Annotated in this window: 22 protein-coding genes and 1 riboswitch; of the genes, 4 read left to right on the forward strand and 18 right to left on the reverse strand. The window is 35.8% G+C overall.

Features of this window, described 5'->3' with window-relative positions:
- Positions 1 to 279 precede the first annotated feature (279 nt).
- From serS to AC1RPH_RS05935, 8 genes are all read right to left on the reverse strand, one after another.
- Positions 280 to 1,548: a serine--tRNA ligase gene (serS, locus tag AC1RPH_RS05900; RefSeq protein ID WP_481761724.1), complete on the reverse strand. Its 1,269-nt coding sequence runs from the start codon at positions 1,546 to 1,548 to the stop codon at positions 280 to 282.
- Positions 1,549 to 1,825: 277 nt separating this feature from the next.
- Positions 1,826 to 2,557 (reverse strand): M15 family metallopeptidase, encoded by a 732-nt coding sequence (locus tag AC1RPH_RS05905; protein ID WP_481761725.1) that lies wholly within the window; start codon positions 2,555 to 2,557, stop codon positions 1,826 to 1,828.
- Between the two features lie 8 nt (positions 2,558 to 2,565).
- Positions 2,566 to 3,996, reverse strand: coding sequence for an amino acid permease (locus AC1RPH_RS05910; protein ID WP_481761726.1), 1,431 nt, complete (start codon positions 3,994 to 3,996; stop codon positions 2,566 to 2,568).
- Positions 3,997 to 4,120: 124 nt separating this feature from the next.
- Positions 4,121 to 4,305, reverse strand: a riboswitch (Lysine riboswitch).
- Positions 4,306 to 4,349: 44 nt separating this feature from the next.
- The gene (budA, locus tag AC1RPH_RS05915) at positions 4,350 to 5,063 is read right to left on the reverse strand and encodes an acetolactate decarboxylase (protein WP_481761727.1); all 714 of its coding nucleotides are present in this window, start codon (positions 5,061 to 5,063) and stop codon (positions 4,350 to 4,352) included.
- Positions 5,064 to 5,089: 26 nt separating this feature from the next.
- Positions 5,090 to 6,769 carry an acetolactate synthase AlsS gene (gene alsS / locus AC1RPH_RS05920; RefSeq protein WP_481761728.1) on the reverse strand — a complete coding sequence of 560 codons (1,680 nt, stop codon included), beginning with the start codon at positions 6,767 to 6,769 and terminating at the stop codon, positions 5,090 to 5,092.
- A 135-nt stretch (positions 6,770 to 6,904) separates the two neighbouring features.
- Positions 6,905 to 7,438, reverse strand: coding sequence for an Rrf2 family transcriptional regulator (locus AC1RPH_RS05925; RefSeq protein ID WP_481761729.1), 534 nt, complete (start codon positions 7,436 to 7,438; stop codon positions 6,905 to 6,907).
- Positions 7,439 to 7,524: 86 nt separating this feature from the next.
- Positions 7,525 to 8,046: a GNAT family N-acetyltransferase gene (locus AC1RPH_RS05930; RefSeq protein ID WP_481761730.1), complete on the reverse strand. Its 522-nt coding sequence runs from the start codon at positions 8,044 to 8,046 to the stop codon at positions 7,525 to 7,527.
- Positions 8,047 to 8,049: 3 nt separating this feature from the next.
- Positions 8,050 to 8,682 carry a phosphatase PAP2 family protein gene (locus tag AC1RPH_RS05935; protein ID WP_481761731.1) on the reverse strand — a complete coding sequence of 211 codons (633 nt, stop codon included), beginning with the start codon at positions 8,680 to 8,682 and terminating at the stop codon, positions 8,050 to 8,052.
- 184 nt (positions 8,683 to 8,866) lie between these two features.
- Between AC1RPH_RS05935 and AC1RPH_RS05940 the strand changes: the two genes are divergently transcribed.
- Genes AC1RPH_RS05940 through AC1RPH_RS05950 form a run of 3 tightly spaced genes read left to right on the forward strand, consistent with a single transcriptional unit; the run spans position 8,867 to position 11,184 of the window.
- A complete protein-coding gene (locus AC1RPH_RS05940) occupies positions 8,867 to 9,709 on the forward strand; it encodes a sulfite exporter TauE/SafE family protein (protein WP_481761732.1) in 843 nt (280 codons plus the stop codon).
- The gene (locus tag AC1RPH_RS05945) at positions 9,709 to 10,083 is read left to right on the forward strand and encodes a DUF1634 domain-containing protein (protein WP_481761733.1); all 375 of its coding nucleotides are present in this window, start codon (positions 9,709 to 9,711) and stop codon (positions 10,081 to 10,083) included. Before AC1RPH_RS05940 ends, AC1RPH_RS05945 begins: the two co-directional genes overlap by 1 nt.
- Before the next feature lie 21 nt (positions 10,084 to 10,104).
- Positions 10,105 to 11,184 (forward strand): LCP family glycopolymer transferase, encoded by a 1,080-nt coding sequence (locus tag AC1RPH_RS05950; protein ID WP_481761734.1) that lies wholly within the window; start codon positions 10,105 to 10,107, stop codon positions 11,182 to 11,184.
- A gap of 90 nt (positions 11,185 to 11,274) precedes the next feature.
- On the opposite strand, the gene AC1RPH_RS05955 is transcribed toward AC1RPH_RS05950, so the two are convergent.
- From AC1RPH_RS05955 to AC1RPH_RS05965, 3 genes are all read right to left on the reverse strand, one after another.
- Complete coding sequence (locus AC1RPH_RS05955) at positions 11,275 to 11,475, reverse strand: cold-shock protein (protein WP_112251328.1); 201 nt, start codon at positions 11,473 to 11,475, stop codon at positions 11,275 to 11,277.
- A gap of 166 nt (positions 11,476 to 11,641) precedes the next feature.
- Positions 11,642 to 12,055: a helix-turn-helix domain-containing protein gene (locus tag AC1RPH_RS05960; protein WP_481761735.1), complete on the reverse strand. Its 414-nt coding sequence runs from the start codon at positions 12,053 to 12,055 to the stop codon at positions 11,642 to 11,644.
- 54 nt (positions 12,056 to 12,109) lie between these two features.
- The gene (locus tag AC1RPH_RS05965) at positions 12,110 to 12,802 is read right to left on the reverse strand and encodes a VIT1/CCC1 transporter family protein (protein ID WP_481761736.1); all 693 of its coding nucleotides are present in this window, start codon (positions 12,800 to 12,802) and stop codon (positions 12,110 to 12,112) included.
- A gap of 216 nt (positions 12,803 to 13,018) precedes the next feature.
- Here AC1RPH_RS05965 and AC1RPH_RS05970 point away from each other — a divergent pair, with 216 nt between their 5' ends.
- A complete protein-coding gene (locus AC1RPH_RS05970) occupies positions 13,019 to 13,546 on the forward strand; it encodes a hypothetical protein (RefSeq protein WP_481761737.1) in 528 nt (175 codons plus the stop codon).
- Positions 13,547 to 13,577: 31 nt separating this feature from the next.
- On the opposite strand, the gene AC1RPH_RS05975 is transcribed toward AC1RPH_RS05970, so the two are convergent.
- From AC1RPH_RS05975 to AC1RPH_RS06005, 7 genes are all read right to left on the reverse strand, one after another.
- Positions 13,578 to 13,964, reverse strand: a complete 387-nt coding sequence (locus tag AC1RPH_RS05975) for a DUF956 family protein (RefSeq protein ID WP_409021995.1) — start codon at positions 13,962 to 13,964, stop codon at positions 13,578 to 13,580.
- A gap of 105 nt (positions 13,965 to 14,069) precedes the next feature.
- Positions 14,070 to 14,978, reverse strand: coding sequence for a PTS system mannose/fructose/sorbose family transporter subunit IID (locus AC1RPH_RS05980; RefSeq protein WP_481761738.1), 909 nt, complete (start codon positions 14,976 to 14,978; stop codon positions 14,070 to 14,072).
- A 23-nt stretch (positions 14,979 to 15,001) separates the two neighbouring features.
- A complete protein-coding gene (locus AC1RPH_RS05985; protein WP_481761739.1) occupies positions 15,002 to 15,805 on the reverse strand; it encodes a PTS mannose/fructose/sorbose transporter subunit IIC in 804 nt (267 codons plus the stop codon).
- A 38-nt stretch (positions 15,806 to 15,843) separates the two neighbouring features.
- On the reverse strand, positions 15,844 to 16,827 hold the full coding sequence (locus AC1RPH_RS05990) for a mannose/fructose/sorbose PTS transporter subunit IIA (RefSeq protein WP_481761740.1): 984 nt from the start codon (positions 16,825 to 16,827) through the stop codon (positions 15,844 to 15,846).
- Positions 16,828 to 17,319: 492 nt separating this feature from the next.
- On the reverse strand, positions 17,320 to 21,060 hold the full coding sequence (gene addA, locus AC1RPH_RS05995) for a helicase-exonuclease AddAB subunit AddA (protein WP_481761741.1): 3,741 nt from the start codon (positions 21,058 to 21,060) through the stop codon (positions 17,320 to 17,322).
- Positions 21,053 to 24,622, reverse strand: coding sequence for a PD-(D/E)XK nuclease family protein (locus AC1RPH_RS06000; protein ID WP_481761742.1), 3,570 nt, complete (start codon positions 24,620 to 24,622; stop codon positions 21,053 to 21,055). The genes addA and AC1RPH_RS06000 overlap by 8 nt, the downstream gene beginning before the upstream one ends.
- A gap of 138 nt (positions 24,623 to 24,760) precedes the next feature.
- Positions 24,761 to 25,729 carry a ribose-phosphate diphosphokinase gene (locus tag AC1RPH_RS06005; RefSeq protein WP_481761743.1) on the reverse strand — a complete coding sequence of 323 codons (969 nt, stop codon included), beginning with the start codon at positions 25,727 to 25,729 and terminating at the stop codon, positions 24,761 to 24,763.
- Positions 25,730 to 25,899 lie beyond the last annotated feature (170 nt).

The raw sequence follows: 25,899 nt of genomic DNA on the forward strand, positions 1-25,899 counted from the left end.
ACATTTGATTTGTCGAAAATTTGTTCAGTTTTCAAAGATCTACTTGGTTGCTTTTGACAACTTTTATATCATATCAACCACGTCATGATTTGTCAAGAATTTTTTTGAATAAATATTCATTTCTTCTTGCCGTATCAATCAGCTTTATTAATATACCATCTGGTATACACCCTGTCAATACTTCATTACAGATAAATTTGATTTATTAATTATTACTTTATCAAAAAAGCGACTTAACCTCATCGAATTGATAAGTTTAAGTCGCTTTTTTGATAAAAGCTATTTAATAATGTCTAATCCACCCATGTATGGTTGAAGAACTTCCGGAATAGTTACCGACCCGTCTTCATTCTGATAATTTTCAAGAACTGCTGCTAGCGTACGACCAACTGCCAATCCTGAACCATTCAACGTGTGTACAAACTGTAATTTTCCATCATCATCCCTATATTGGATATGAGCCCTACGAGCCTGAAATGCTTCAGTATTAGAACAACTTGAAATTTCACGATACATATTTTGTGCAGGTAACCAAACCTCTAAATCATGTGTCATTGCTGCTGAGAATCCCATATCTCCCGTTGACAATGTTATCACATGATATGGTAACCCAAGTTTTTCCATAATTCTGCCTGCATCACTTGTCATTTTTTCTAGTTCTGCATATGAATCTTCTGGTTTAGTATATTTCACCATTTCAACTTTATTAAATTGATGCAATCTAATCAATCCACGTGTATCTCTTCCAGCGCTTCCTGCTTCAGATCTGAATGAGGGTGAGAGAGCTGTGAAATATACTGGTAATTTTTCTTCCGGAATAACTTCATCCCTGTAGTAATTAGTTAATGGTACTTCTGCTGTTGGAATTAACGTTAAATTTTCATTTGCGATTTGAAAAACGTCTTCCTTAAACTTCGGAAATTGACCAGTTCCGTACATTGACTCATCATTAACAATATATGGAGGAATAATCTCTGTATAACCATCAATTGCATGTTGATCAAGCATAAAATTGTATAAAGCACGTTCTAAACGAGCTCCCCATCCTTTATAGTATAGGAATCGACTGCCCGACACTTTAGCGCCACGTTCAAAATCTAAAATATCTAAATTTTCACCGATTTCCCAATGTGCTTTCGGCTCAAAATCAAAAGTTCTTGGTGTACCTACTTTTCTTAATTCAATGTTTGAATCTTCATCAGGACCTACTGGAATCGTTTTATTTGGCATATTTGGTAGTCGCGATGCCATATCTGTTACGTCTGCATCTAAAACCTTTAATTCTTCATCAAATGCTTTAATTTCATCTCCGACTTTTTTCATTTCTTCGATTTGAGCATCTGCATTTTCTTTATTTCGTTTTAATTGTGCAATAGCTTGCGATACATCGTTTCTTTTCTTTTTTAAAGTTTCGGTTTGAACAATAATATCCCTACGTTTACGATCCTTTTCAACCATTTCATCAATAATCTCTGGTTTTACCCCACGATTACCCAATTGTTCCTTAACTTCATCGACATTTTGACGAATCATTTTAATATCTAACATATTCTGTTCCTCCTTTTTTTGTATAAAAAAAGCCCACTCATCCACTAATTGGGACGAAAGGCTCATTTTCGCGGTACCACCCAAGTTCGACAAATAATCATTTGTCACACTCAAATAGATAACGGTCTCCCGTGTGGCATTACCCACCCACTTATTCACGCCGGATTTTCAGCTTCGTAATTTCCACCACCATTACGTCTCTTAAATGCCTACTTATAACGTTTTCCGTGTTTATTTATTACTTTAATAATAAGCGTTGTTTTATTAAATTGCAAGTTTAATTCTTACCCGCTTTATTAAGCAAATCGATATACTCTTCTAACGAAAGATGATGCTTAACTATATATTTCGCGTTACTTTTACCAACATAGCGGAAATGCCATGTTTCATAATCAATTTTAGTCGATTTTTCTTTATCTTTCGGGAATCTCAATATAAATCCATAATTTACCGCATGGTTGATTAACCATTTTTGACCCTTATCTGTTTCACTACTATTATCTAAATCATTATGTTTGGCATACCAATTTGATGACATCATATCGACTGCTAGTCCGGTGTGATGTTCGCTTGATCCTGGTTCTGCCACATACTCTTTTGTTAATTGTTTAGCCTGAGCAACTGACTTTCCCGAATTTTCATAGCTTTTAATTGAGTCTGCATAGACCTCTTTTTGGTAGCTAATTGATCGATAACCAGATACCAGTGACGCCTTATACCCGGCCTTATTTGCTGCTGATACAAAATCATTCAAAGCACTCTCAATTTTTGAATTTACAATAACATTTCCATCTATTTTCTGTTTAAAATCCAGTTCTTGCTTGAGTTTATGCTCTGAATTAACTAATATTAAATTCCAATCATTTGCCTTTACACCTTTAGGTAGCTCACTTTTTTGTGTGACTTTTACCGTTTTATGGCTAGGTGTCGTATTCGCTTTCTTACCGCATGCACCTATTAATAGTGCACACATCATTACTACCATCATCATCCATTTTCTTCTAGTCAAAATGTGCCTCATTTCTTTGATAAATCTACATCTTTTAATGGAATTAATTTTGTTTTATAGCGTATTTTATAATATGTGTACAAGATAACAAATAACGGAATGCTCATATAACTAACCGAGATTGCTTCCCAATCAAAATTTTTAAATGATTGAATATCTTGTCCAAGAATAACTAAAATACAAAGAACAAGCGCTAAAATAGGGCCCACTGGGAACCATTTTGCAGAGTACTTTAATTCTGACACTTCATGTCCTTGCGCTTTGAACGCTTTTCTAAATCTGTAATGTGAGATTGCAATTCCTAGCCAAGCGATGAATCCAGTTAACCCACTAGCACTCAGTAAAAAGACATACACTTTTGCTCCAAAAACACTTGCTAAAAATGTGAGTAATCCGATAAATGTTGTTCCCACTAGTGCTGCCATTGGAATACCACGACTATTCGTTTGTTTAAACTTTTTAGGAGCGTAACCCTGTTCCGCAAGTGAATGAAGCATTCGAGTTGATGCATACATTCCTGAATTTGCAGCTGAAAGTACAGATGTTAAGATAACTGCATTCATAACACTTGCTGCAGAGGCTAACCCAGCTCTTTGAAAGACCAATGTAAATGGACTAATTGAAATATCTGATGCGCTTGAGCCGAGTAAATCTGGACTTGTATACGGAATAATTGCTGCAATGATAAAAATAGCGAAAATATAGAATAGTAGAATCCGCCAAAACACTTGTTTAATTGCTTTTGGAATACTCTTTTCAGGCGTTTCTGATTCTCCCGCCGTAATACCGATTAATTCAGTTCCTTGGAAAGAGAAACCAGCGACGACGAATACACTTAGAATCATTGGAACACCACCAACAAATGGAGCTTTCTTCATTGTAAAGTTTTCAAGTCCCGTTGCATGGCCACCTAGAATACCAAATATAGTCAATACACCAACGATTAAGAAGACAATGACAGTCACCACTTTAATAATTGATAACCAATATTCTGTTTCACCAAATGATTTAACTGACAACGCATTAATTGAAAAAATAATAACTAACGAGATTGTACTAAAAATCCATCCTGGTACATCTGGCAACCAAAATTGCATAACCAAGGCAGCTGTACTAATATCAACAGCCAATGTAATTGCCCAGTTAAACCAGTAATTCCAACCCATTGCAAAACCCATCGCAGGATCAACAAATCGCGTTGAATAAACCGCAAACGACCCTGAAACTGGTAAATACGTTGCCATTTCACCTAAACTAGTCATTAAAAAGTAAACCATAATTCCAATGCCAATGTAAGCTAGTAACGCACCACCTGGCCCTGCCTTCGAAATTGCTGACCCACTCGCAACGAATAAGCCTGTTCCAATACTTCCACCCAAGGCAATCATTGATAAGTGTCTTGTTTTTAACTCTCGGTGCATACCTTCTTGTTCTGCCATATGAAATCCCCCCTATATATAGAGGAGCACTCGTGATTTTTAAAATTGAGAAAAGAAAAAGAGACCTTTTGTACAACACTATTACGCGTTATACAAAAAGACTCAGATTAATAGACTCAGTCAAATCGTTATAAGCGCCCCGTGATTACTATATAATCACGACAGTTTCTGACTTATTAAATCAGACCCCAGCAGTCACTAAATCTAAGTTAGCATCCACTTCGGCAGTTCACCCTTTCAGTTTAACTTCTTCAGCACTTAATTGCTTCATTAAACATACTTATGAAAACTGCATCCTCTTCTTTCGATAATTCTTACTATAATCAATTCACTGATATTTTGCAAGCTGTATCCTAATTTTCAGCTATATTAATTTCATCATGCAACTTTTCAATATCTGTTTCATTTTTTAAAAAAGCTTCATTTTCGATTGGAAAGTGTTGTTCAATCGAACTAAATGGCTGTAAACTCACAACCCCATTTTTTAAATGATAATCTAAAATATGTCCACCCATTTTATTTTCATCAGATAAAAAATGAATATGGAATCCCGCTGCACCAATTCCTTGAAATAACTCAGGTGTGAAATAGCCAATAGCTGTTCCATCAATATCTTCTTCTTCAAATTCCGATTGTTTGGCAGTTACCGCAGTTAATTCTGGATACGGTTTACTTTGTTTAGCAACAGATCGTGTACTCATTTTACTAAATGTTCCTTTAATAAGAACACTAAAAAATAAATTTTGGTAAGGATATAATTCAAGTAATTGCTCTTCTAAAACATTTCCTGCCACATTTTCAAATTGAATAGATGCGTCTGCTTGATTAAAATGGACTGTCGCAAATGGAACAAGAACGTCATCGCTAACTTGATTAATTTGACCTTTTGCAGTAATCTGGAAAGCCTTTCCGTCAATCACAATCATTTCGCCATCTAAATCACCAACAGTTCCAATTCCGTAATCACCATGTTTCAATAATTCTCCAACACTCAATGTGCCTTCGTACAAGCCTTCAATTAATGTTGCTAAGGTACCATGTTGATAAACCTTTTTTATATCTTGCATGTCGTTGACCTCTCTTGAAAATTATTTTAATATAATTGATCCATTAAAATTGATTGTCCTAATTCTTGATTATCTTTATAATCAACTGGTATATCAACAATAACAGGACCATTAGTTGCAAATGCTTCATCTAATGTTTTAGCTAAATCTTGTGCTTTTTCAACGCGTAAGCCTTTTGCACCAAAACTTTCCGCATATTTCACAAAATCCACTGCGCCAAAATTCACACCGGCAGATTGACCATATTTCATTTCTTCTTGGAATTTAACCATATCGTAGTGTCCATCATTCCAAATAATATGAACAATATTCAGATTCAAACGAACCGCTGTTTCCAAATCTTGGGCTGAAAACAAGAATCCACCATCTCCAGAAATTGAGACGATTTGTGTATTAGGTCGAACTAAGGCCGCTGAAATTGCCCAAGGTAACGCAACTCCTAATGTTTGCATCCCATTACTAAATAATAAATGACGTGGTTCATAACTTCTAAAATGTCGCGCGATCCAAATGTAGAAACTACCGACATCAACTGCTACCGTCATTTCATCTGAAACACGTTTTTGTAATTCTTGGATAATGCTTAATGGATGACTGGTTAATGTGTCACTTGTCACAACTGGCGCTTCATCCCTAGCCTGTAATTTTTCTTGTAAGCCATCTAAATACTCACGAGATTCAGATGCCATTTGATAGCCTTTCATATAGGGTAATAAAAATTCAAGTGTTTGCGCGATGTCGCCCACTAACTCTTTCTTTGGTTGGAAATTATGATCAATCTCTGAACGCATATCGTCAACAACAACAATATTAGCTGTTCCTTCTGCATTCCAGTTACGTGGTTCATATTCAATAGGATCATAGCCAATTGTAATAACTAAATCGCTCTTTTTAAGTAATTGATCCCCTGGTTGATTTCTGAATAAGCCCACACGACCAAAGAAATCACCGACTAATTCACGCGATATCACACCAGCGGCTTGAAATGTTTCCACAACAGGTAGATTCGTTGCTTCAACTAAATTACGAATAGCTTTTGTTACTTCTGGTGAAGATGCCCGCATTCCCACAAGTAAAACAGGTAATTTTGCTGCTTTAATTTCTTGTGCTAAAAGTGTACTTTCTACCGGGCTAGCGGGACCTAATTTAGGTGCCATTAAAGGCTGGATAACTTTTGTTTTCACTTCTGAATCTGTTACATCTTGGGGAATACTAACGAAACTTGCCCCTTGCTTTGCAGCCTCAGCTTCTTGGTAAGCATTAGCAATCACTTCTGAAATATTCTCAGGTTCTTGAACCTCTGCACTATATTTAGTGATTGGTTCAAATAATGCCGTGTTATTCATACTTTGATGCGTTAGTCTCGTTAAATCTGAACGTTTCACTTGACCAGAAATAGCAAGAACAGGATCACCTTCTGCCGTAGCCGTCACAACGCCTGTTGCCAAATTACTTGCACCAGGTCCGGAAGTCGTTAAAACAACCCCCGGTTTACCTGTAATACGACCAATCCCAGCAGCCATAAATGCTGCATTTTGTTCATGGCGCGTAATAATTAATTCTGGCGATTTAGAATTCGTCGGATGTTCCAATTTTTCAAAAACACGATCAATTTTTGCACCAGGAATACCAAATACATATTTCACATCATGATTTATTAAACTATCAACAATGGCATCTGCGCCGTAATATTTATTATCTGTCATTAGATTTCCTCCGAATTTGTTTTAGTAGTATCCATGATAGCATTTTCACAAATAAATGACTATGGTTTAAACTTACCAAATGTAAGCCTAAATAAAAAACCATTATTAACCCAGTTATGGTTAATAATGGTTTCGTTATTTATGATTTCCGGTTACATTTTCGACAATTTTTTGAATGATTAATTTACGTTGACCACTGATATCTTCTTCATTCCAATTAATTAAAGGAATTTCAGTTTCGTCAAACGTTGCTGCAATTAGTTGATAAACCGTTTGTGACTCTAAATAATTAGCCCAACGTTTATCCGCTTCAGCAAAAACACTATTAACGACGACGGTTGCTTTTTCTGTATCTTGTTTAAATTCACGAAATACACGATCAAAGAAACCGAAGTTTGGATAGGTTTCAATCTTTCCTTCCGAAGCCTCCACAATTTCTAATAAATTGATATCCTTAGCATCCCTTGCTAACGTAAAACCGCCATTATTACCTGAAACAGATTTCACAAGTCCCGCAACGACTAACTTACGCATAATTTTACGAAGATAAGTTTGTGAACCACCAAGACGAGCGTTGATTACTTGCGATGAAATTGGCACACCCTTATCCTGCGTTGCCAATAAAGAAATAATACACGCTGCTTGTTCAAATCCTTTTGTTAATTGCATAGTCAGCTACCCCCGGTTGATTAATTTTCAAATAGTTCTATATATACGAATAAAGGATAACATATGTCGTTGACAATTGGTATTGATTATTTTAAATCAACCGCATAAACAATTTCATTAATTAGAGCAGCAGGTTGAAAAAGGGATGAAACCGCTCTTTTTTCAACAAATTTAAAATTGGATTTTTTTAACACTTTGATAGATGCTTTATTTTCAATAGTTGTCACGCCAATTACACGTTCTAAATCTAACGCCTGAGCCATTGTTAAAAGTCCTTGAACTGCTTCAGTCATTATCCCTTGATTCTTAAAAATAGGATTTAGTGCATAGCCAACCTCTTTAACTACCAAACTAGGTTCTTGATTCTCATCAACTACTTCATATAAACCGATATTACCGACTACTTTTTGATTTCCTTTACACTCAATCGCAAATATACTTTGTTTTTGTAGCGTCGCAACGAACAAACTAGCTTCAGCCAATGAATTCACGGGTAAAAAGCCAGCCATTTGACCAACCGTTTCATCACAAGCATATTCATATATGTCATTTATGTCTGATGAGCATAACGGACGTACCACAAGCCGTTTCGTTTCATATTGATTCATTTTTTAGCCCTCAATTTTAAATTTATTCAGAATTTTTAGATATATAACGCGTGCAATGGCTATCCAAGTGACTGTTAAAAGAACAGCGCCTACCGTATCCGTCGGAAAGTGAGCTTGTAGATATACTCTTGAAATCATAATCATCATGATCCATATCGCTAATAAGCAGTTAATCAAAAATTGTTTACTATACTTAAATTCTACCAGCATAATACTCATTATCGTTAGACAAAATAATGCCACCCCGAACGTATGTCCACTGGGGAAACTGAATCCAGTAATTGATCCATGCCCCACTGGTCGAGGTCTCTGGACGCTACTTTTAATGAGCTTAATTAACAGTGCTCCAGTCATTATGGTCATCCCTGTCCAAATAGCGAGTACACCTCGTCGTAATTTATATAAAATAATCATCAAAATGACTGAATACAACCCTATCATCATCGGACTACTTAGCCAACTGATTATCTGCATCACTTGGTCTAGTTGCGCTGTAGGATGAAACCTAACAACTGCAATGATATTATTATCTATACCATGAATAAAATTATTTTTTGTTACTATTAATAACGTCAATATTGCGAATAGTCCACTGCCTATTATGACTACTCCATAAAGTTTATTCTTATTAATCATTACTCTAACCTCTTAATTACAGTCTATTTTATCCACATAATTTATCATATTTTTTAATTTGTTTAAAGTTAGTTACCAAAATCTTTAAGAATTCATACAGAAATCAAGCAAATGCTCAATTTTATGTAAGTTTATGGTAAAATAGGATATCTTTATAAATTTAGAAAAGAGTTGAAAATAAATAATGAATACGCTACTACTTATGCTTGCCGCTGGTCTTGTGGCAGGTGCTCTAGGATCTATCTTAGGATTAGGTGGCGGCATCATTGTCACCCCGGTCTTAACTTTAATGATGGGATTAGATATTAAATACGCTATTGGTGCTAGTATCATTGCCGTTATCGCAACGAGTTCTGGTGCTACAATTGCATTTCTAAAAGATGACGTTTTAAATTTGAGGGTCGCCATGTTTTTAGAAATCGCAACGACAATTGGTGCGATTTGTGGAGCACTCTTAACAGGAGTCTTTAATACATCCTTTCTCTTCATTTTATTCGGTGCTTTTTTGCTACTTTCTGTCTACAACATGCTTAAAAAAATTTTTGTAGGTGAAGAAGTTTTAAAATCAGCTGAACCTGATTATTTATCTACCAAATTTAAACTGAATAGTTCGTACTATGATAAACAACTAAAAAAACAAGTTGATTATCAAGTCGAAAATGTTCCAGGTGGGATGGCGATTATGCTTGGTGCTGGAGTTGCTAGTGGACTACTAGGAATCGGATCTGGTATTTTCAAAGTTATGGCAATGGATACTGCAATGAAAATGCCGTTGAAACCATCAAGTTCAACAAGTAACTTAATGATGGGTGTCACCGCTGCCGCAAGTGCGACCGTCTACTTTTTCAATGGTTCAATTAGACCTGATATTGCGGTTCCATTAGCGCTAGGAATTTTAGTTGGTTCATCAATTGGTTCGCGTGCAATGCAATACCTACCCGCAAAAATAATTCGCCTCATTTTTGTACCTGTACTATTGTATGTCAGCATTCAGATGATTCTAAAAGGATTCGGGGTATCTATCTAATGATGAATGAAAAAAATAACACATCAGCCGAAATGGCAAAAATTGAATTAATGATTGGTCAAATACTAAGAATTGGCGTTTTCATTTCTGCGATAATTATGATTATTGGTCTTATCCTATCCTTAGTTACAGGTTCAACAGGCTATCAAGGTAATACATTTCCAACTTCATTTTCTGCTATCATTTCTGGAATTGTCGCACTTAAACCTTACGCAATTATGATGCTTGGGCTATTTTGCTTAATACTAACACCAATTCTTCGTGTCGTTATTTCAATTTATGCTTTCTACAAAGAAAAAGATTATCTGTACGTTAAAATTACCGTCATCGTTTTAGTCATTTTAATTGCTGGCTTTTTTATTGGCGAACATTAATTAATAAAGGGGAACATTTCAATGTCAAGTCGTCGAGAAAACTATCATAAAGAACAACTACTACACCAAGAAACAACTAATCACCTGCCTTTACCAAAACGCGAAAGAAAAAATAAAAAGCAAAACAAGAAACGTCGTCGCTTAATTTGGTTAATCATTATAATAATCGCTGCTATCTGCGGTGGCGTTTATGCCTACCATAAATACTCAAACGCTAAAAATGCAGCTGATAAAATCTATACTTCTACTAAAATTGCTAAAACTAGAAATGTCGCAGCGGTTTTGGAAAAGGACCATCCTATTTCGATTTTACTTTTAGGTTCTGATGATGGTGCCTTGGGTCGTGCTAAAACTGGTGGCCGAACGGATACTTTAATCGTTGCCACACTTAACCCTAAAACAGAATCAATGACCTTAATCAGTTTACCGCGTGATACTGAAGTTGCGGTTTCAGACCATGAATCAGATTTTCCAAGTAAGATAAACGCTGCCTATGCTTATGGTGGTGCTGCAACTGCCGTTAAAACTGTTGAAAAATATTTCAATGTACCCATTGATTTCTACGCAACAATCAACATGGGCGGTTTAGAATCACTAGTTGATGCTGTTGACGGTGTTGACGTTAATCCACCACTATCTTTTTCTTATAATGGTGCCAGCTTCAAAAAAGGCGTTAAAACTCATGTCAACGGTAAACAAGCCCTTTCGTATGCCCGCATGAGATATGATGATCCTCTTGGCGATTACGGTCGACAAAAACGCCAACGTCAGATTATTATGGCAGTGGCTTTAAAAAGTACACAACTTCAAAATTTATTAGACGATAAATTTTTAAATACAATGTCATCTCAAATGAAAACTGATTTAACATTCAATGATCTTACCGTCTTAGGTACCAATTATCGTAAGGCAACACATCATTCACATTCAGATTATCTACAAGGTACAGGAACAATGGTCAATGGAGAAGCTTTTGAAATTGCCAGCGAAACTGAAAAACAACGTATCACTGATAAATTACGTTCCACACTTGGCTTGGTTCCAGCTAAAACTGGAAATACTTTAACAGCCGATACAAAAATTAATACAACTCGTGAATAGTTAAAAGTAGGCCGTCAATCGGGGATTGACGGCCTACTTTTTTGCATAAAAAAACAACTCACCTAAATGGCAAGTTGTTTAGATTTTAAATTAGTCTTTGTTTACGTTTACTGCTTGTGGTCCACGGTCACTATCTTCAACGTCAAAAGTTACTTTTTGACCTTCGTCTAATGTTTTAAAACCGTCACCTTGAATAGCTGAGAAATGTACGAATACATCACTACCATCTTCGCGAGTAATGAAACCAAAACCTTTATCTGCGTTAAACCATTTTACTGTACCTTGTTCCATGAATAAAATCCTCCTTGTGTCTATGTGACACGTTTTATTTATGACTCTCAAATCGTCCCAGTTGATATCGTTTCCGAAGACACTCATCAACTTCATTTGATTTGAAAAGCCACCTAAATTATATCACGTCTAATTGTAAAAACAAATTCTAAAATAGCGCTTTTATTTAGTTGTTTTCATCTTCAAGTGGTAACGCTAAATCATCATTTTCTTCCAGATTATATGGCTGGTATTTACCCATTAAATATCCTTGAATCATTTGAATAACTTCATAACGATCACTACCTGATAAAATTTTATCGCGGTATAAAAGTGTTGCCGTCCGTGCGAATAAATCTTCAAGATCAATCAATTCATCGTTAGTTTGACCAACTAAAAAATCAATTGAAACATGAAAGAATTCGGCCAACTTTCTGACTTCAAGATATGAGGGTGTATTAATACCACGCTCCCAACTACCAATCTGCGGGCCAGAATTCAAGTTATGATTCGATTTTTGAGACTGATTTAATCCAACAGCTAATTGAGTTAGCGTTAATCCACTACCTCTGCGCAATGCTTTTAATCTTTCCGGAAACATCAACAACACCTCCTTTAGATAAGCATACCTCTTTTTTAAAAAAAGGGTAGGTTTTTAACCAAATAAACCGCCAATATAATAAGTTACAGCCATTGTTACTAATCCAACAAAAACATTTCTTACCATGGCATGTCTAATATTATTACGCCCTAATATCCCGCTTACTGCCCCTGTTAAAAGTAAAGCTAAAGCAACGCCAATAACCGTCAGTGGAATCATAAACTCAGTTGGGAGTATCGCTATTAATAATAATGGAACTAGCGAGCCAACTACAAAGGATGTCATTGAGGACATCGCTGCGTGCCACGGATTTAAGTACTCACCGACATCAATATTGTTAACTTCTTTACAGTAATTTTCTAGTTCATTTTGAGACATTAGTTCATTGACCACATCCGTTGCGACCATCCGCGAGAATCCCTTTGCTTGGTAGATATTAATTAATCGTTCAATTTCAAATTCACGATTTTCTTTTAACTTTTTTGCAGCTGAATGGATAATCGATTTTTGTGTATCCCTTTGTGCAGAAACTGAGACGTATTCACCACCAGCCATTGAGAACGCTCCCGCAAACATACCAGCAAGTCCAGCTAAGACAAGATAGTACTTACCTTGACTAGCACCGGCCATCCCCAGAATAACGCCTGCAACTGAGATGATGCCATCATTAGCACCTAATACCCCTGCTCTTAAAATATTTAATTTCGTTGATAAAGCCATTCCTACTTTTAATGCACGACTATTCATCAAATGATTCACTCCATTTCCAATCATTTAAGTATAAGCTAATTGGGAACGATTATCAGTCGGGTTTATTAATTTCGTTAAGGAACATGATTGCCTTATCTTAAATGGGACACAATCTTACCATAGATAAAGACTGACTACTAGAAATCGAAAGGACCTGCATTTCAACCCATTATAGGATATACTTAAAGCAATTGTTCGAAAGAGGTGAATCAAATGTCTGACTCAAAAAAATACCCAATTAGTCCCTATTTTGAAATTAAAAATAATCATCCTTGGTACCTTGATGCCGAAATTGATGACTTATCACTTTATAATCAAAACTTTAAGGTTGTCTTACAAACAATAACTAAAAATGAAAATATTAATAAAGGGTGGCGCGATGAGGATTTAGAATCTAACATTCAGTTACTCCTTCTTATTGATTACGAAGAACTTGAAGTTTGGAAATATCCCGTCGATTTGTCATTTGATAAATTATCTTTAAAGGAAGATGTTGTATCATTCAATGAAAATAGTCGTATTGCACTTTATTTTGAAGATGATCAAGCTGTGATGCGAAAACTCGGCTACCTACCAAAAGAGGATACATTACAGGTCCATAATATTATGGCAGGCCTACCACATTATAAAATTGCCACTTATTTGACAGGCGGTCCTTATAAGAAATTAACGTTCGAAGACGACGAACTTCAAATTGATAATGGTTTTGAAGAATTTCGTTTAAATATTTTAATCTACTAAAAAAACATTCTCAATGAGAATGTTTTTTTGATTACTTATTTTTACTTTTTTTATTAAAAATTGATTTAACTGATCGTTTTAAAACATCGCCCATTCCAAGTGATTGAACCATATGAGCTGGATCAACATAGTTACGCATTGCACGTAACACCATTTTTGGTTTTTTAGACGCAAAAGTAAATGTCCCATTCTTCTTCGTTTTAATTGCATATCTCGGAATCCATCGTCCTTTAAACATCACAGACGCGATAACTTGATCAACTTCATCCCATGGAATTTGGATAAACTTGCGTGCATCACGGTCATTATAAAATTCAAACCCTTTATCGCCAATCATGATTTTACCATAATCAGTTAAACCTGTGAAAGCAGTTGCATCGATTGTTAAGTCTACCTTTGTATTAATTGACTGGACCATAGTATTTCGACTCCAATGTTTTTTGACGTTATCTTATTATACCTTAATTAATTGCATTGAACCATATAAAAAAACCCAGGAAAATTCCTGAGTTTTTTTGAAATTTTATAAAATTCCAAGTACGTGTCCACCGATACCAACTATGAATAAACCTAGAATGATAAGAATTGGTGAAACTTTTTTCTTAAGTAACCACATACAGAAGAATGTTAATAATAATGCTGCTAAACCTGGAATTAATTGATCCAAGTTATTTTGTAATGTTGTTACTTTATTTGGTGAAAGAGCTAAACCGTCGCTAGCTTGTTGCATAGCTGTTTGCATGCCTTTTCCACCTTGGAGTTTATCAAAATCAATATAAGCACCTTTATCCAACTTAACTGTTGAAATAACTGGCGTAAATTTGATTGAAACCCAACGTTCTACTAATGCGGCTAAAACGAACATTCCCAGTACCGAAGCACCTTTAGTAACATCTTGTAATAAGCCACCTGACATATCTTCAGAAATCTTAGAACCAGCTCTATAACCGAATTCTTGTGTATACCACATGAATCCCATACGGATGATATTCCAAGCTACGAAGAAAATGATTGGTCCCATAATGTTACCACCCATAGCCAATGAAGCACCTAAAGCACCTAACATTGGACGAACAGTAAACCAGAATACGGGATCACCGACACCAGCCAAAGGACCCATCATACCAACTTTAACACCTTGAATTGCAACATCATCAATAGGGGCACCATTAGCACGTTCTTCTTCAAGTGCTAATGTAACACCAAGGATTGGTGAAGCAAGATAAGGATGAGTGTTAAAGAATTCCATGTGTCGTTTCATTGCTGACGTACGTTCTTCTTTAGTTTTGTATAATTTTTTAATTGCTGGAATCATTGAGAATGTCCAACCACCATTTTGCATACGTTCGTAGTTCCATGAACCTTGAATAAACGTTGAACGCCATGCTACAGCCAATCGATCTTTTTTAGTTAATTCAATTTTATCTGCCATAATATATTCCTCCTTCTTCCAGTTTAATAATCGTTTAGAATTTCGCCAAGTGGATCACCGGTATTATTGCCACCGCCACCATTTGATGAACCACCCATTTTTGAAAGGTTCAAGTAAATAAGAGCAAGAGCAACACCGATAGCACCAATAGCGATCAATGTTAATTGAGTAATAGCTGCGACTACGAAACCAAGAATAAAGAATGGCCATACTTCTTTTGTAGCCATCATGTTAATAACAAGTGCATAACCAACGGCAACAACCATACCACCACCAATAGCCATACCATCTGTTAACCATGCGGGCATTGATTCAAGGAAACCTTTAACTGTTTCAGCTGGAATAAAGAGCAATGCTCCGGCTGGAATAGCAATACGGATACCTTGCATACCAATAGCAAGAACATGCCATATTTCTAGCTTACGGATATTACCTTGTTCTGCTGCTGCATCCATTGCATGAACAATAGGAACAGCAAGTGTACGAACAACCATTGTTAAGAATAATCCGGCAACGGCAAGGGGAACGGCGATAGCGATAGCTGATCCAACACCTTTAATCCCTTGTCCACCTAATACTAAAATAATTGCTGATGCAACTGAAGCAAGTGCAGCATCGGGTGCAATAGCTGCCCCGACATTAGCCCAACCAAGTGCGATCATTTGAAGTGTACCACCTAAAACAATTCCGGCGGTTAAATTACCGGTTACTAACCCGATTAATGTACATGCCACTAGTGGTTGATGGAATTGGAATTCATCTAAAATTCCACCCATACCAGCTAGAAAGGCAATAATTACTACTAAAATCATTGATATAGCTGACATAATAAGCCTCCTAAATTAATTTTCTTTTATTGTGTTGTTTAAGCTTTTGCTAATTCACCTTTAGCTTTTTTGAGAATGTTAGCCATATTCTCTTTTGAATCGTTAGGTACTTTACGGACATCAAATTTAACGCCCTTATCTTCTAGTTTTTCAAAAGTATCAACATCGTCTTGTCCCATTGATAATACGTTGTTAACAACTACTTTACCAACTGAATGAGCCATTGAACCAAGGTTAACTTCGTCAAATTTCATTCCGCCTTCAATTGCTGTTAACACATCTTGTGGACTTTCAAAAAGAAGTAATGCTTTCATTCCACCAAAACGAGGGTCTTTTGAAACTTCAATCATCTTAGCAATTGGCACAACATGTGCAATAATACCAGGTGGTGAAGCTTGTTCAATTAAGTTTTTACGAAGTGTATCCTTAGCAACATTATCAGAAACAACGATAATACGGTCAGGCTTAACTGATTTAGACCATGCTGTAGCAACTTGTCCATGCAATAAACGTGAATCAATACGTGTTAAAACGTATTTAATTTTACCATCACCGATTACAGTTCCTTCAGGAATTGAACCAGTAGGTTTGTTTGTTGCAACAACAGCTGCTTCTTTTGGTGCTAAATCTTCTGGCTTAATCTTAACGCCACCTTTTGCTTCGCTTAGAATACTTGCAGCAATTTCTTGTGCAGAATCCATTGACAAGCGTGCTGCGTAGGCTTCAATTAACATTGGTAAGTTTAAACCTGTAACAATTGCCCATTTATCTTTATGAGCGTCAAGCAAACCGTTTGCTTGATTAAATGGTGATCCACCCCATAAATCAACTAAGAATAAGACTTCTTCAGGATCATCAAAAGTAGCAATTGCTGCTTCAAGATGAGCTTTTAAATCGTCTGGTCCTTCGTTTGGCATGAAAGTTACAGCTTGAACATTTTCTTGTTCACCAAAAATCATTGAACCGGATTGCATGATGCCTTCGGAAAATTTACCGTGACTTGCAATTACAATTCCAACCATTTTAAAACCTCCTAAATTTTTATCAGATTACTGTAAGAACTCCGGAAAAACGCTTACATTTATAATATAAAAACACGCAAAAATTATTTCAAAAACAACTTAAGCATTTTGCTTTTGTTCCTAGGTAATCTGATTTAATTTTAAAATGTTACGAAACACTTAAAAATAATATCGTTTCCATAACGTCTATGTTGTTAAGTATAGCACAACGATTACGAATTACTATTAAAAATATTAATTTGTATTCGCTTACAATTATACCATTTAATCGTATAGATATTAGTTATCAACCTATATGATGGGTTTTTTTACGTTTCCATAGCTTGTTTCATTCAACAAAATCTTATCTATACCAATTTATAAAAAAAGTTTTGTTATATACAATGCTATTTTATTTTTTTAACACAAAGTGGTATTGAAATTGCTTAAAATATTTTCTTATTCTTTTCATTGATTAAAAAAAGACCTCATTGAAATGAGATCTTCGAATTATTAAACTTCAACAACTTGATTAATAGACAGCAAATACAGATATTTATGCGCAACTTTCAACCCAGTCATATTCTCTAGTGCTTCGCCATATAAGTTCAATTGGCCACGATAACGTGCTGTCAATTTTTCTATTTCTTCTATTGTATTGTCTTTAGAAACTTTATCAGTCTTATAATCAAATACCACCAACGTATTATCTTTTACAAAATAACCATCGATAATTCCATGGATCAAAACTTTTTCCTTATTTGACTCAACCTTTTGAAATAGCTCATTGGCAGGTAGTAACATTGAGAATGGCGCTTCACGTTGTACATCGTTACCTATAGTTAGAATTTCTTTGCCTAAATCCGTTTGAAAGAAATTGGCAATGTGTTGTCCATTAATTAACGTAGCAACTTCTTTAGTGACTACTTTTGCCGTCACTAATTGCTCAATTTTAGCTTGGATTATCGCTAAAGTTATCTCACTAGTTAAATCTAATTCTTGTAAAATGAGATGAGTTGCACTCCCAATATCACTTCCCATTGGTGCTGCAACTCCCTGCATAAATTTCGGTACAGCAAGTTCACTCGTAACGTATCGGTTGCCTTGTCCTTCAATACTCAACTGATTCATTTCGCGATTAGCTGGATCATCGAATAGACGTTTTACTTCCGATACAGCTTGGTAAGCAGTTGTTTTAGTTAAATTATCGAATGGATACTGAAAATTTAAGACTTGATCAATTTGATTAACATCAATATCCTCAAACGTCTCAGGCATCTCACCCGTGATTGTTTCTAACCAATCCGTCTGAGAAACTTCTTCACTCACTTTACTCATCTGGTTCAGGTCGGTTTTTTGATAAAATTTAACGCTAAATTGCGTTTCATCATCACTTAATAGTAGTGATGATGTTGCTGGATCCAATAATAGTGACATATCAAAAGTAGGATGACGAACTAGCGCCATACCAATCCAATCCATGAAATTTTTAATACCACTTCGAGCTGTTGCATTTAAAACTAATTGTTGGCTTTGAAATGCCTTTTGCCAATGATTAATTGCCGTTTTTTTATTTGTGTAAGCCCCCACAATAAATAATCGTTGTTCCGCACGCGTTAAGGCTACGTACAGTAATCGCATTTCTTCCGCTTCTGATTTTGCAATAGCAGCTGATTTTACAATTGTTTTTTGTAGCGTATCTTCCATCGTCCGATTTTCAGGATTTAAATAGGTTATTCCTAATCCAGCCTGATCATCAATTAAATAAGGTTTTCGCATCGCCATTTGATTAAACTGGTGTGTCGCGTCAACCAAGAAGACCATTGGAAATTCAAGTCCCTTACTACCATGAATTGTCATGACTGACACTGCATTTGCGACATTTTGTACAGGTGCTTCTGCTAAATCCTTATCGCGTTCCTGCATTTTTTCAATGAAGCGCACAAACTGGAATAAACCTTTAAAACTACTATTTTCGTAAGCGTGAGCTCGGTTATACAACGCATGTAAATTGGCTTGGCGCTGACTTCCAGCTGGCATCCCCCCGACATAATCAAGAAATCCAGTATCCTGATAAATCTGCCAAATTAAGGTCGCAATTTGATTTTCATGCGCGATTTCACGAAAGCCCGAAAGTTGTGTTAAGAAACGTTCAATTTTATTATACAGTGTTTTTGCGAAGCTACCTGCTTTAAACGTATCAAAATTTTGATAAAAAGTTAACACCGCTTGATAGTAATCATCTGTTCGGTTGCCAATCCGTAAATAGGCCAGTTGATTTTCATCTAATCCAACAATTGGCGACCGTAGGACACTTACCAATGGAATATCTTGATAGGGATTATCAATAATTCGTAATAATGACATCATAATTCTGATTTCAGTTGTTTGGAAATAGCTCTCCGCATCATTCACAACGACTGGAATACCCATTTTTTTAAATTGGTCAATAATCACCAAATTATTTTTACGAGTTGGGACTAGTAATGCAATATCTCGGTATTCAACGGGACGTTTTTCTGATTTATCACGGTCAAAAATCTCTGTTTCATCTACGATTAACGCTTGAATCCGTTGACCAATTAAAGCAATTTGGCCTTCCGATTTACCATCAATTTCAAACTGATCATTCGTTGCTTCACTATCATCATCCGGTCTTTCTGCAGATTCAGGTTCATCAGATTCGTAAATCAGCACTTCTGCTTTTTGCTCAATATCTGGGTAGTAGTTTGCCCCAAAAACCAATTTAGCATCATTATCATAAGCCATTTGTCCAACGGTTTCATCCATAATCTGGGTAAAAATTAAGTTAGTCACATCTGTTACATTCTTCACAGAACGAAAATTTTCAGCTAAGATAATTCGATTTCCATTACTGTCAGTTTCTTTATAAGCTTGGTATTTACTTAAAAACAAACTAGGATCAGCCAGCCTAAAACCATATATTGACTGCTTTACATCCCCCACCATAAACATATTACCGGGATTAGTCGTGGTTACCCTTGTCAAAATAGCTTCTTGTAGTTGATTAGTATCCTGATACTCATCTACCAGAACTTCTTCATATTTTCCTTGTAGAGCAGCTTGTGTTTGCTCGGAAGATTCAGAATCACTCGCTAAAATGTCCAGTGCTAAATGCTCCAAATCATTAAAATCAAGTATATGTCTTTGACGTTTCTCTTTGGTGAAGGCATCACTAAATAAGCCAATCACACTGACTAATTTTTCAACTAATTTCTTAGATTCTGTCATGATATGCAGTGTTTCTGTTTCATTTAAAACAAAAAATTGTTCTGATAAGTTAGCTAAACGTTTTTTTATTCCAGCTTTTAATTCTTTAATTTGATCCTTAGCAACAGCTTGGTCATCTTCTAAATTTTTAGCTGGCACACTAGGCGCACGTTTCAATTCGTACCCACGAATATTATCGCGAATTTGATTCCAAGAACCATCGTTTTCAACAGATTGGACAACAGCTAACAACATCTGACTTTCTTCTTCAGTCACTGCTTGATGTTTCTCTAACCCAAATTGAATTGATAGTTCTAGAGCCGTTTTTAAATCGGCCTGGATTTGCGTTAAATTTGCTTGAACTAATGGCTTAATACTCTTTTGGTAAAACGAACTACTGATTAAATTATCGCCAACATCATAAGTTGCTGCCAAACTAGCCAACCAACCGGTAGGATCTGGTTTCGAACTCGCAAATGTAAATAGGCTAAAAACCAACTCAGATAAACCATCATCATTTCGATCATTTGAAAAATTTTGTGTTAATCTCTCAAAGTCGACATCGTCTTTGGCATACAACATTTCCCGGACGTCTTCCCAGACACTCTCTCTTAATAAAGCCGCCTCAGTCATATCTGTTAACATTCTAAAAACGGGATCCAAATCAATCACATAATAGTAGCGTTTAATTAATTGGAGACAAAATGCATCAAATGTACTAATATTTGCAACTGGCAAGCGCATTAATTGATCCATTAAATGTTGTTTTTGTTCATGATTGTCTGCTTCATTGATTGCCTTTTGAAGTGCCACCTGAATCCGTTGACGCATTTCTTTAGCTGCAGCGTCTGTAAACGTAACAACTAATAAGTCATCAATAGCTGTTCCCGTTAATATTTTTTGAATGACGCGTTCAACTAAAACTCGTGTTTTACCGGAACCGGCAGAGGCTGATACAAGAATATTAGTCCCACTTTCATCGATAGCACGTTGTTGATTTGGTGTAAATGTAAACTTACTCATTACTGTCGGCCTCCCCGTCTATAATCCGTTTTTCAATTTCTTCCCAGCTTAATTTACTTATTTCATGGTAATTATTTTCGGGTAACATCGCATCAAATTGGAATATTGATTTATATGGTGAATATTGTAGGGCTGTTTTTTTAGCGTTCCATCTAGCCGGACTTAAATCGATTATCCCTTCGAAAATATCTGTTGCCGCATCAATAATTAATTGTTTATTGTGTACCAACAAGAAATCTAAATCTGATTGTGAAATCAATTTTTTTGAACGAGCTGATGGTGATGTGAACCCTTTTTTCGTTTTTCTAAATGGATAGATTAATGAAAACCCTGTTGATTCGTCTTCAAAATCAGTATCTAAATGGCTCAGTAACTGCTCATCTTCCAATAATAGCCCATCCATTTGGTTTGCTTTCAACAACGTATTATCCAATCCTTTTTTCTGTACATCTTCAATTTTCAGCTTAGGATTTTGTAAGTGCATGTAAACTGCACCAGCTGCCGAAGTTTTCAGTCCAGTATTTGGTGCAATTACCTCTGCATTCTCAATCAATGCTTGCAAGTAAGTTAACATTTGCATTGATAATCCATAGAAAGCATCACTAAAATCAAACTTTCGAATCCCTGATTTGTAATCGACGATTCCAAGATATTGTTTTGAATCAACCTTCATATAATCAATTCGATCAATTTTACCGCGGACTTTAACTGAATGGCCGCCAGGTAACTTATAAGCTAGGGCTTTCAAACCTGACTCAGCACCGACATGACCAAATAAAACTTCTGTTTTCAGTGGCTTCATCTTTGTTTGTTGCCCTTGTTGCCACATGGCATGCGTCACTTGTTTTAATAGAAGACTTAATTGTTTAGCAATATAGCCCATTCGACTTGAACTACCAAGAATTTGGAACTGAGGTAACTCGCGCATATCTTTTAAAATTACATTCAAATATTCATCTAGTTGTTCTTTGGGTACATTGGCATAGACTTGGTTTGATTCAGTCACAACTTTCATCAACTCATCCAACCCCATATGGAAAAACTCACCAGTACTTGCAGGAGACAGCTCGAAAATGTCTCGTTCTTTCAATTTCAACCCATATTGTAAAAAATATTCAAATGGATTACGATAGAAAGTTTCTAGTTTTGAAATTGAAGTATTCATTTGTGTTCCATATAAATCAGTTATAATTTCCGGCGTCAACTTAACCGGTATATTTTTATACGCTAAGCTTCCTAATAATTGTTTCGTTAATGGTCCCATTTCTGGGTCAGCCGACAGTTGACGTAACACATACAACCAAGCACTAGGCATGGATACTGCAGTTGTTTTGGCAAGTCGACTAGCTACAACCAATGATGATAATGTACTACGTTTTGTTCCGATAAAATCAAGGACTGATTGTTCTGTTAATTCAGGATTAGCAGCTAAATGTTGAACTGATAAATTGAAGTGTTCTTTAATCATCATTAAATAAGGCGATGGATTTAAATTCTTTTCGCCATCGTTGCCACTTGGATATGAAAAAATCAATTGTTCGCGTGGTCCTAAAAATCCGAGATAATTCAAAAAGGGTTCAGCGGCCATTTGACTAATAGCCGAATCGGCTAAGTATTGATCATCAGTTAATAGATTAGCCATTTTCGCCCGATCATCATCTGTTAATAATTGTGTCTGACTAACTTGTTCTGGCATCACCATATCAGTTGATCCAATCATAAAGGTAATCTTTCGGTTGTTCATTTGAACCATCCCTGATTCAGAAATAACGACCTGATCTAATGTTGATGGCACTTGTGAGTAACTTGCCCCTTCAAATCCCGCTTGAATCAAGGCCATGAAGTCAGCGGTATTGAACATTTTAGTTCCCAATGTTTCAACATATTCATCTAACATCCCAACAAATGTTTGCCAAGTTTGTTCTGGTTCTTCTGATTGTGAGATGTTTCCAGCAGCTAAATAGCGGTCTCGCCAACTTAACAAGCGTTGTGTCACACCTTGTTCAACAAGAAACTGATAAATTAGCTTTGCCCCCTCTTCACCGGTTGTCGCCTGATCTAGTTGATTGAAGAATCCTGGTAAAACGTCTTTAACAAAATGTCTAATTTGATTAATTTGTACTGTGATACTTTGGTCCTTATCCGTCTGTTGCTCATCTGCATCCGTAAAATCAAACCGGTAGAACGTCCAATCATCTTCACGTAGCCACTGAGAACCAGAAAAACCGTATTTTAAAACCATATTTTCTGTTAAATCAACAGCACTACGGTACTGTTCAATTGGCATAGCATGATTTTCTATTTGTGGTATTAATAATTCAGTTTTTAATAAGCGCATCATTGCGCCATATTGATAATGCTTTTCTTTCACCTCAAATAACGCTGCCAGTAACTCGACTAAGGGATGGTCAGCCATTGCGTGTTGTAAATCGTTAAAATAAGGTATTTTAAATTCTTTAAAAACCGGTGGAATAACCGTTTCGTAGCTATCTAAATGCCGCGTTAAAATCATAAAATCTCGATAACGATACTCCTTAGTTGCAACTAACTGGCGAATTTTTGTCGCCACTTGTCGAATTTCAATATACCGACTATCGGCTTCAAAAAGTTGAATAGAATCTGAATTTTCTAACCTTTCTGATTTTGTTTTAACTAACCGTCTAGAGTCAATCCAAAAATCTTCCAGACGAGATAAGTCGGGATTCTGGTTAACTTTGGTTTCAGCATAACTATCCGTTAGCACTGGAATCTGAGCTTGATGTGCTTTTTCAATCAAATTAACATACATCCGGCTTGATTTATAAAATAAGTCAGATTTTTCAGCAACTTCATGTGCATTGCCTTTATCTAAGACTAAGCCAATTGTAATCTGTTTCGCACCCTTAATCAGTGCGTTCACGAGCTCCTGCTCTTGTGCTGTAAATTGAGAAAAATGGTCAATATAAAAATAACTCGTCTTCAAAACGTCATCTGTTAAATAACGACTCAACTCTGCTAATAAATCATTATTTTCAATATATCGGTCAGCCATCGCAGCATCAAATGCGCGATAGATAATTTGTAAATCATCTAATTTAGCACCTAAGTCCCCAGTCGTTGGGAAAGATTCAGCAATCCGAGTTAAATCATCAACTGTCACACAACCAACTTTTAATTCTTTCAGTTGGCTGACTAGTTGTGAAATAAACCCAGTTTGGGTCCTTTCACCACGAAATATTGTTAATTCATCTTCATGTTCCGAAATTAATTGATAAACTAACATATTTAATCCAGACTGAGATAAACGAGGAATCTGATAATAGGGTGTATTCTTCAAAAAGAACCAAGCTAATCGAGTAAACGAAAAGACTTGGACGTTCGATTGTGCAAAAATATTTTGTTCGACAAGTTTGTCTTTACCTAATGCTTCAAGGATACTAACTTCTGCTTCGAACTTAATATGATTGGGAACAAGATAAAAAAAAGATGCCGTTGAATCAGTCGTTTGCGCTGCTTTTAATTGTGCAACAAGGCTTGCTTGATGGTCTTTACTAGCTTTTCCTAGGACAAATTTTAAACTCATTTTAACTCCCCTTTTCATACCGCTAACTCGTTATCATTACCTAATAATATACCATATTTAGCTGTTATATTTTTTTAAGAACACATAAAAACCGCTGGACAAATCACAAAGGTGATTTAACCAGCGGTTCATTTTAATTTAATCTTTTTCTGTAAATAGTTTATCAACTGAGCGATTCTTATGAATTAAATCAATTGCTTGGCCAAACAAGTCGGCAACTGATAAGCGCACAAGTTTATCGAGCTTGTCAGCTTCTGGAACAACGATACTATCTGTTACAATCACTTGTTTAATATTGTCATCAGATAAAGCTTCAATCGCACCTTTTGACATCACAGCATGTGTTGCACAAGCATAAATATCTGTTGCACCAGCAGCTTTAAGTGCACGCGCTGCATCAGTCATCATTGTCCCTGTATCAATCATATCATCAATAATGATACAACGACGCCCTTTTACATCGCCAATAATTGATGTTGCTGCAATATTATCAGCAAAATCAGATCCACGTTTATCAACAATAGCAATTTGTGCTTTGAGCTTTTCAGCCATATTACGAGCACCTTTAACACTATTATGATCAGGTGAAATCACAACAACATCATCTGTAATCCCATTTTCAATGAAGTATTTAGCTTGGATTTCTAAAGAAACTAAATGATCAACTGGAATGTTAAAGAATCCTTGTAATTGAGCGGCATGTAAATCAAGTGTAATTACACGAGAAACACCGGCTAATTGAATAAAGTTTGCAACTAACTTAGCTGTAATAGGTTCACGTGAACGTGCTTTACGATCTGAACGTGCATAACCATAATAAGGCATTACAACGTTAATTGTACCCGCACTTGCACGACGTAACGCATCAACCATAATCAAAAGTTCCAGTAAATTTTCATTTACTGGATTTGAGATTGATTGGATAACATAAACATCTGCGCCACGAATACTTTCATCAATGTTGATTTGAATTTCGCCATCACTGAAATGTTTCACGGATGCTGTAGAAAGACTAGTATTTAAAACCTTAGCCACCTTCTCCGCTAATTCAACGTTAGAATTAAGTGCAAATAATTTTAATTGACCTTTTGCGAATTGACCCGACATGATAGCCTCCGTTATTAATCTGTATTTTTTCTTTATAGTTCTATTATAATGAATTTACACTTAAATTACTATGCTCTAAGTAAAAAGTTTAAGATTATCTGAATTGTTCCTTCAGACTAAACGACAATCCTTATGTTTAATGGTAAAATAGACAGATACGAACTTAAAAA

Source organism: Dellaglioa sp. CoH-57-MRSF-16, assembly GCF_056782055.1.

Coding starts and splice junctions, on each gene's coding strand:
- serS (WP_481761724.1), bottom strand. CDS start 1,548: ATGTTAGATATTAAAATGATTCGTCAAAATGTCGATGAAGTTAAGGAA.
- budA (WP_481761727.1), bottom strand. CDS start 5,063: ATGCAAGATATAAAAAAGGTTTATCAACATGGTACCTTAGCAACATTA.
- AC1RPH_RS05935 (WP_481761731.1), bottom strand. CDS start 8,682: ATGATTAATAAGAATAAACTTTATGGAGTAGTCATAATAGGCAGTGGA.
- AC1RPH_RS05975 (WP_409021995.1), bottom strand. CDS start 13,964: ATGGTCCAGTCAATTAATACAAAGGTAGACTTAACAATCGATGCAACT.
- AC1RPH_RS05970 (WP_481761737.1), top strand. CDS start 13,019: ATGTCTGACTCAAAAAAATACCCAATTAGTCCCTATTTTGAAATTAAA.
- AC1RPH_RS05955 (WP_112251328.1), bottom strand. CDS start 11,475: ATGGAACAAGGTACAGTAAAATGGTTTAACGCAGATAAAGGTTTTGGT.
- AC1RPH_RS05940 (WP_481761732.1), top strand. CDS start 8,867: ATGAATACGCTACTACTTATGCTTGCCGCTGGTCTTGTGGCAGGTGCT.
- AC1RPH_RS05925 (WP_481761729.1), bottom strand. CDS start 7,438: ATGCAATTAACAAAAGGATTTGAACAAGCAGCGTGTATTATTTCTTTA.
- AC1RPH_RS05980 (WP_481761738.1), bottom strand. CDS start 14,978: ATGGCAGATAAAATTGAATTAACTAAAAAAGATCGATTGGCTGTAGCA.
- alsS (WP_481761728.1), bottom strand. CDS start 6,769: ATGACAGATAATAAATATTACGGCGCAGATGCCATTGTTGATAGTTTA.
- AC1RPH_RS05985 (WP_481761739.1), bottom strand. CDS start 15,805: ATGTCAGCTATATCAATGATTTTAGTAGTAATTATTGCCTTTCTAGCT.
- AC1RPH_RS05990 (WP_481761740.1), bottom strand. CDS start 16,827: ATGGTTGGAATTGTAATTGCAAGTCACGGTAAATTTTCCGAAGGCATC.
- AC1RPH_RS05930 (WP_481761730.1), bottom strand. CDS start 8,046: ATGAATCAATATGAAACGAAACGGCTTGTGGTACGTCCGTTATGCTCA.
- AC1RPH_RS05965 (WP_481761736.1), bottom strand. CDS start 12,802: ATGAATAGTCGTGCATTAAAAGTAGGAATGGCTTTATCAACGAAATTA.
- AC1RPH_RS05945 (WP_481761733.1), top strand. CDS start 9,709: ATGATGAATGAAAAAAATAACACATCAGCCGAAATGGCAAAAATTGAA.
- addA (WP_481761741.1), bottom strand. CDS start 21,060: ATGAGTAAGTTTACATTTACACCAAATCAACAACGTGCTATCGATGAA.
- AC1RPH_RS05910 (WP_481761726.1), bottom strand. CDS start 3,996: ATGGCAGAACAAGAAGGTATGCACCGAGAGTTAAAAACAAGACACTTA.
- AC1RPH_RS05960 (WP_481761735.1), bottom strand. CDS start 12,055: ATGTTTCCGGAAAGATTAAAAGCATTGCGCAGAGGTAGTGGATTAACG.
- AC1RPH_RS06000 (WP_481761742.1), bottom strand. CDS start 24,622: ATGAGTTTAAAATTTGTCCTAGGAAAAGCTAGTAAAGACCATCAAGCA.
- AC1RPH_RS05950 (WP_481761734.1), top strand. CDS start 10,105: ATGTCAAGTCGTCGAGAAAACTATCATAAAGAACAACTACTACACCAA.
- AC1RPH_RS06005 (WP_481761743.1), bottom strand. CDS start 25,729: ATGTCGGGTCAATTCGCAAAAGGTCAATTAAAATTATTTGCACTTAAT.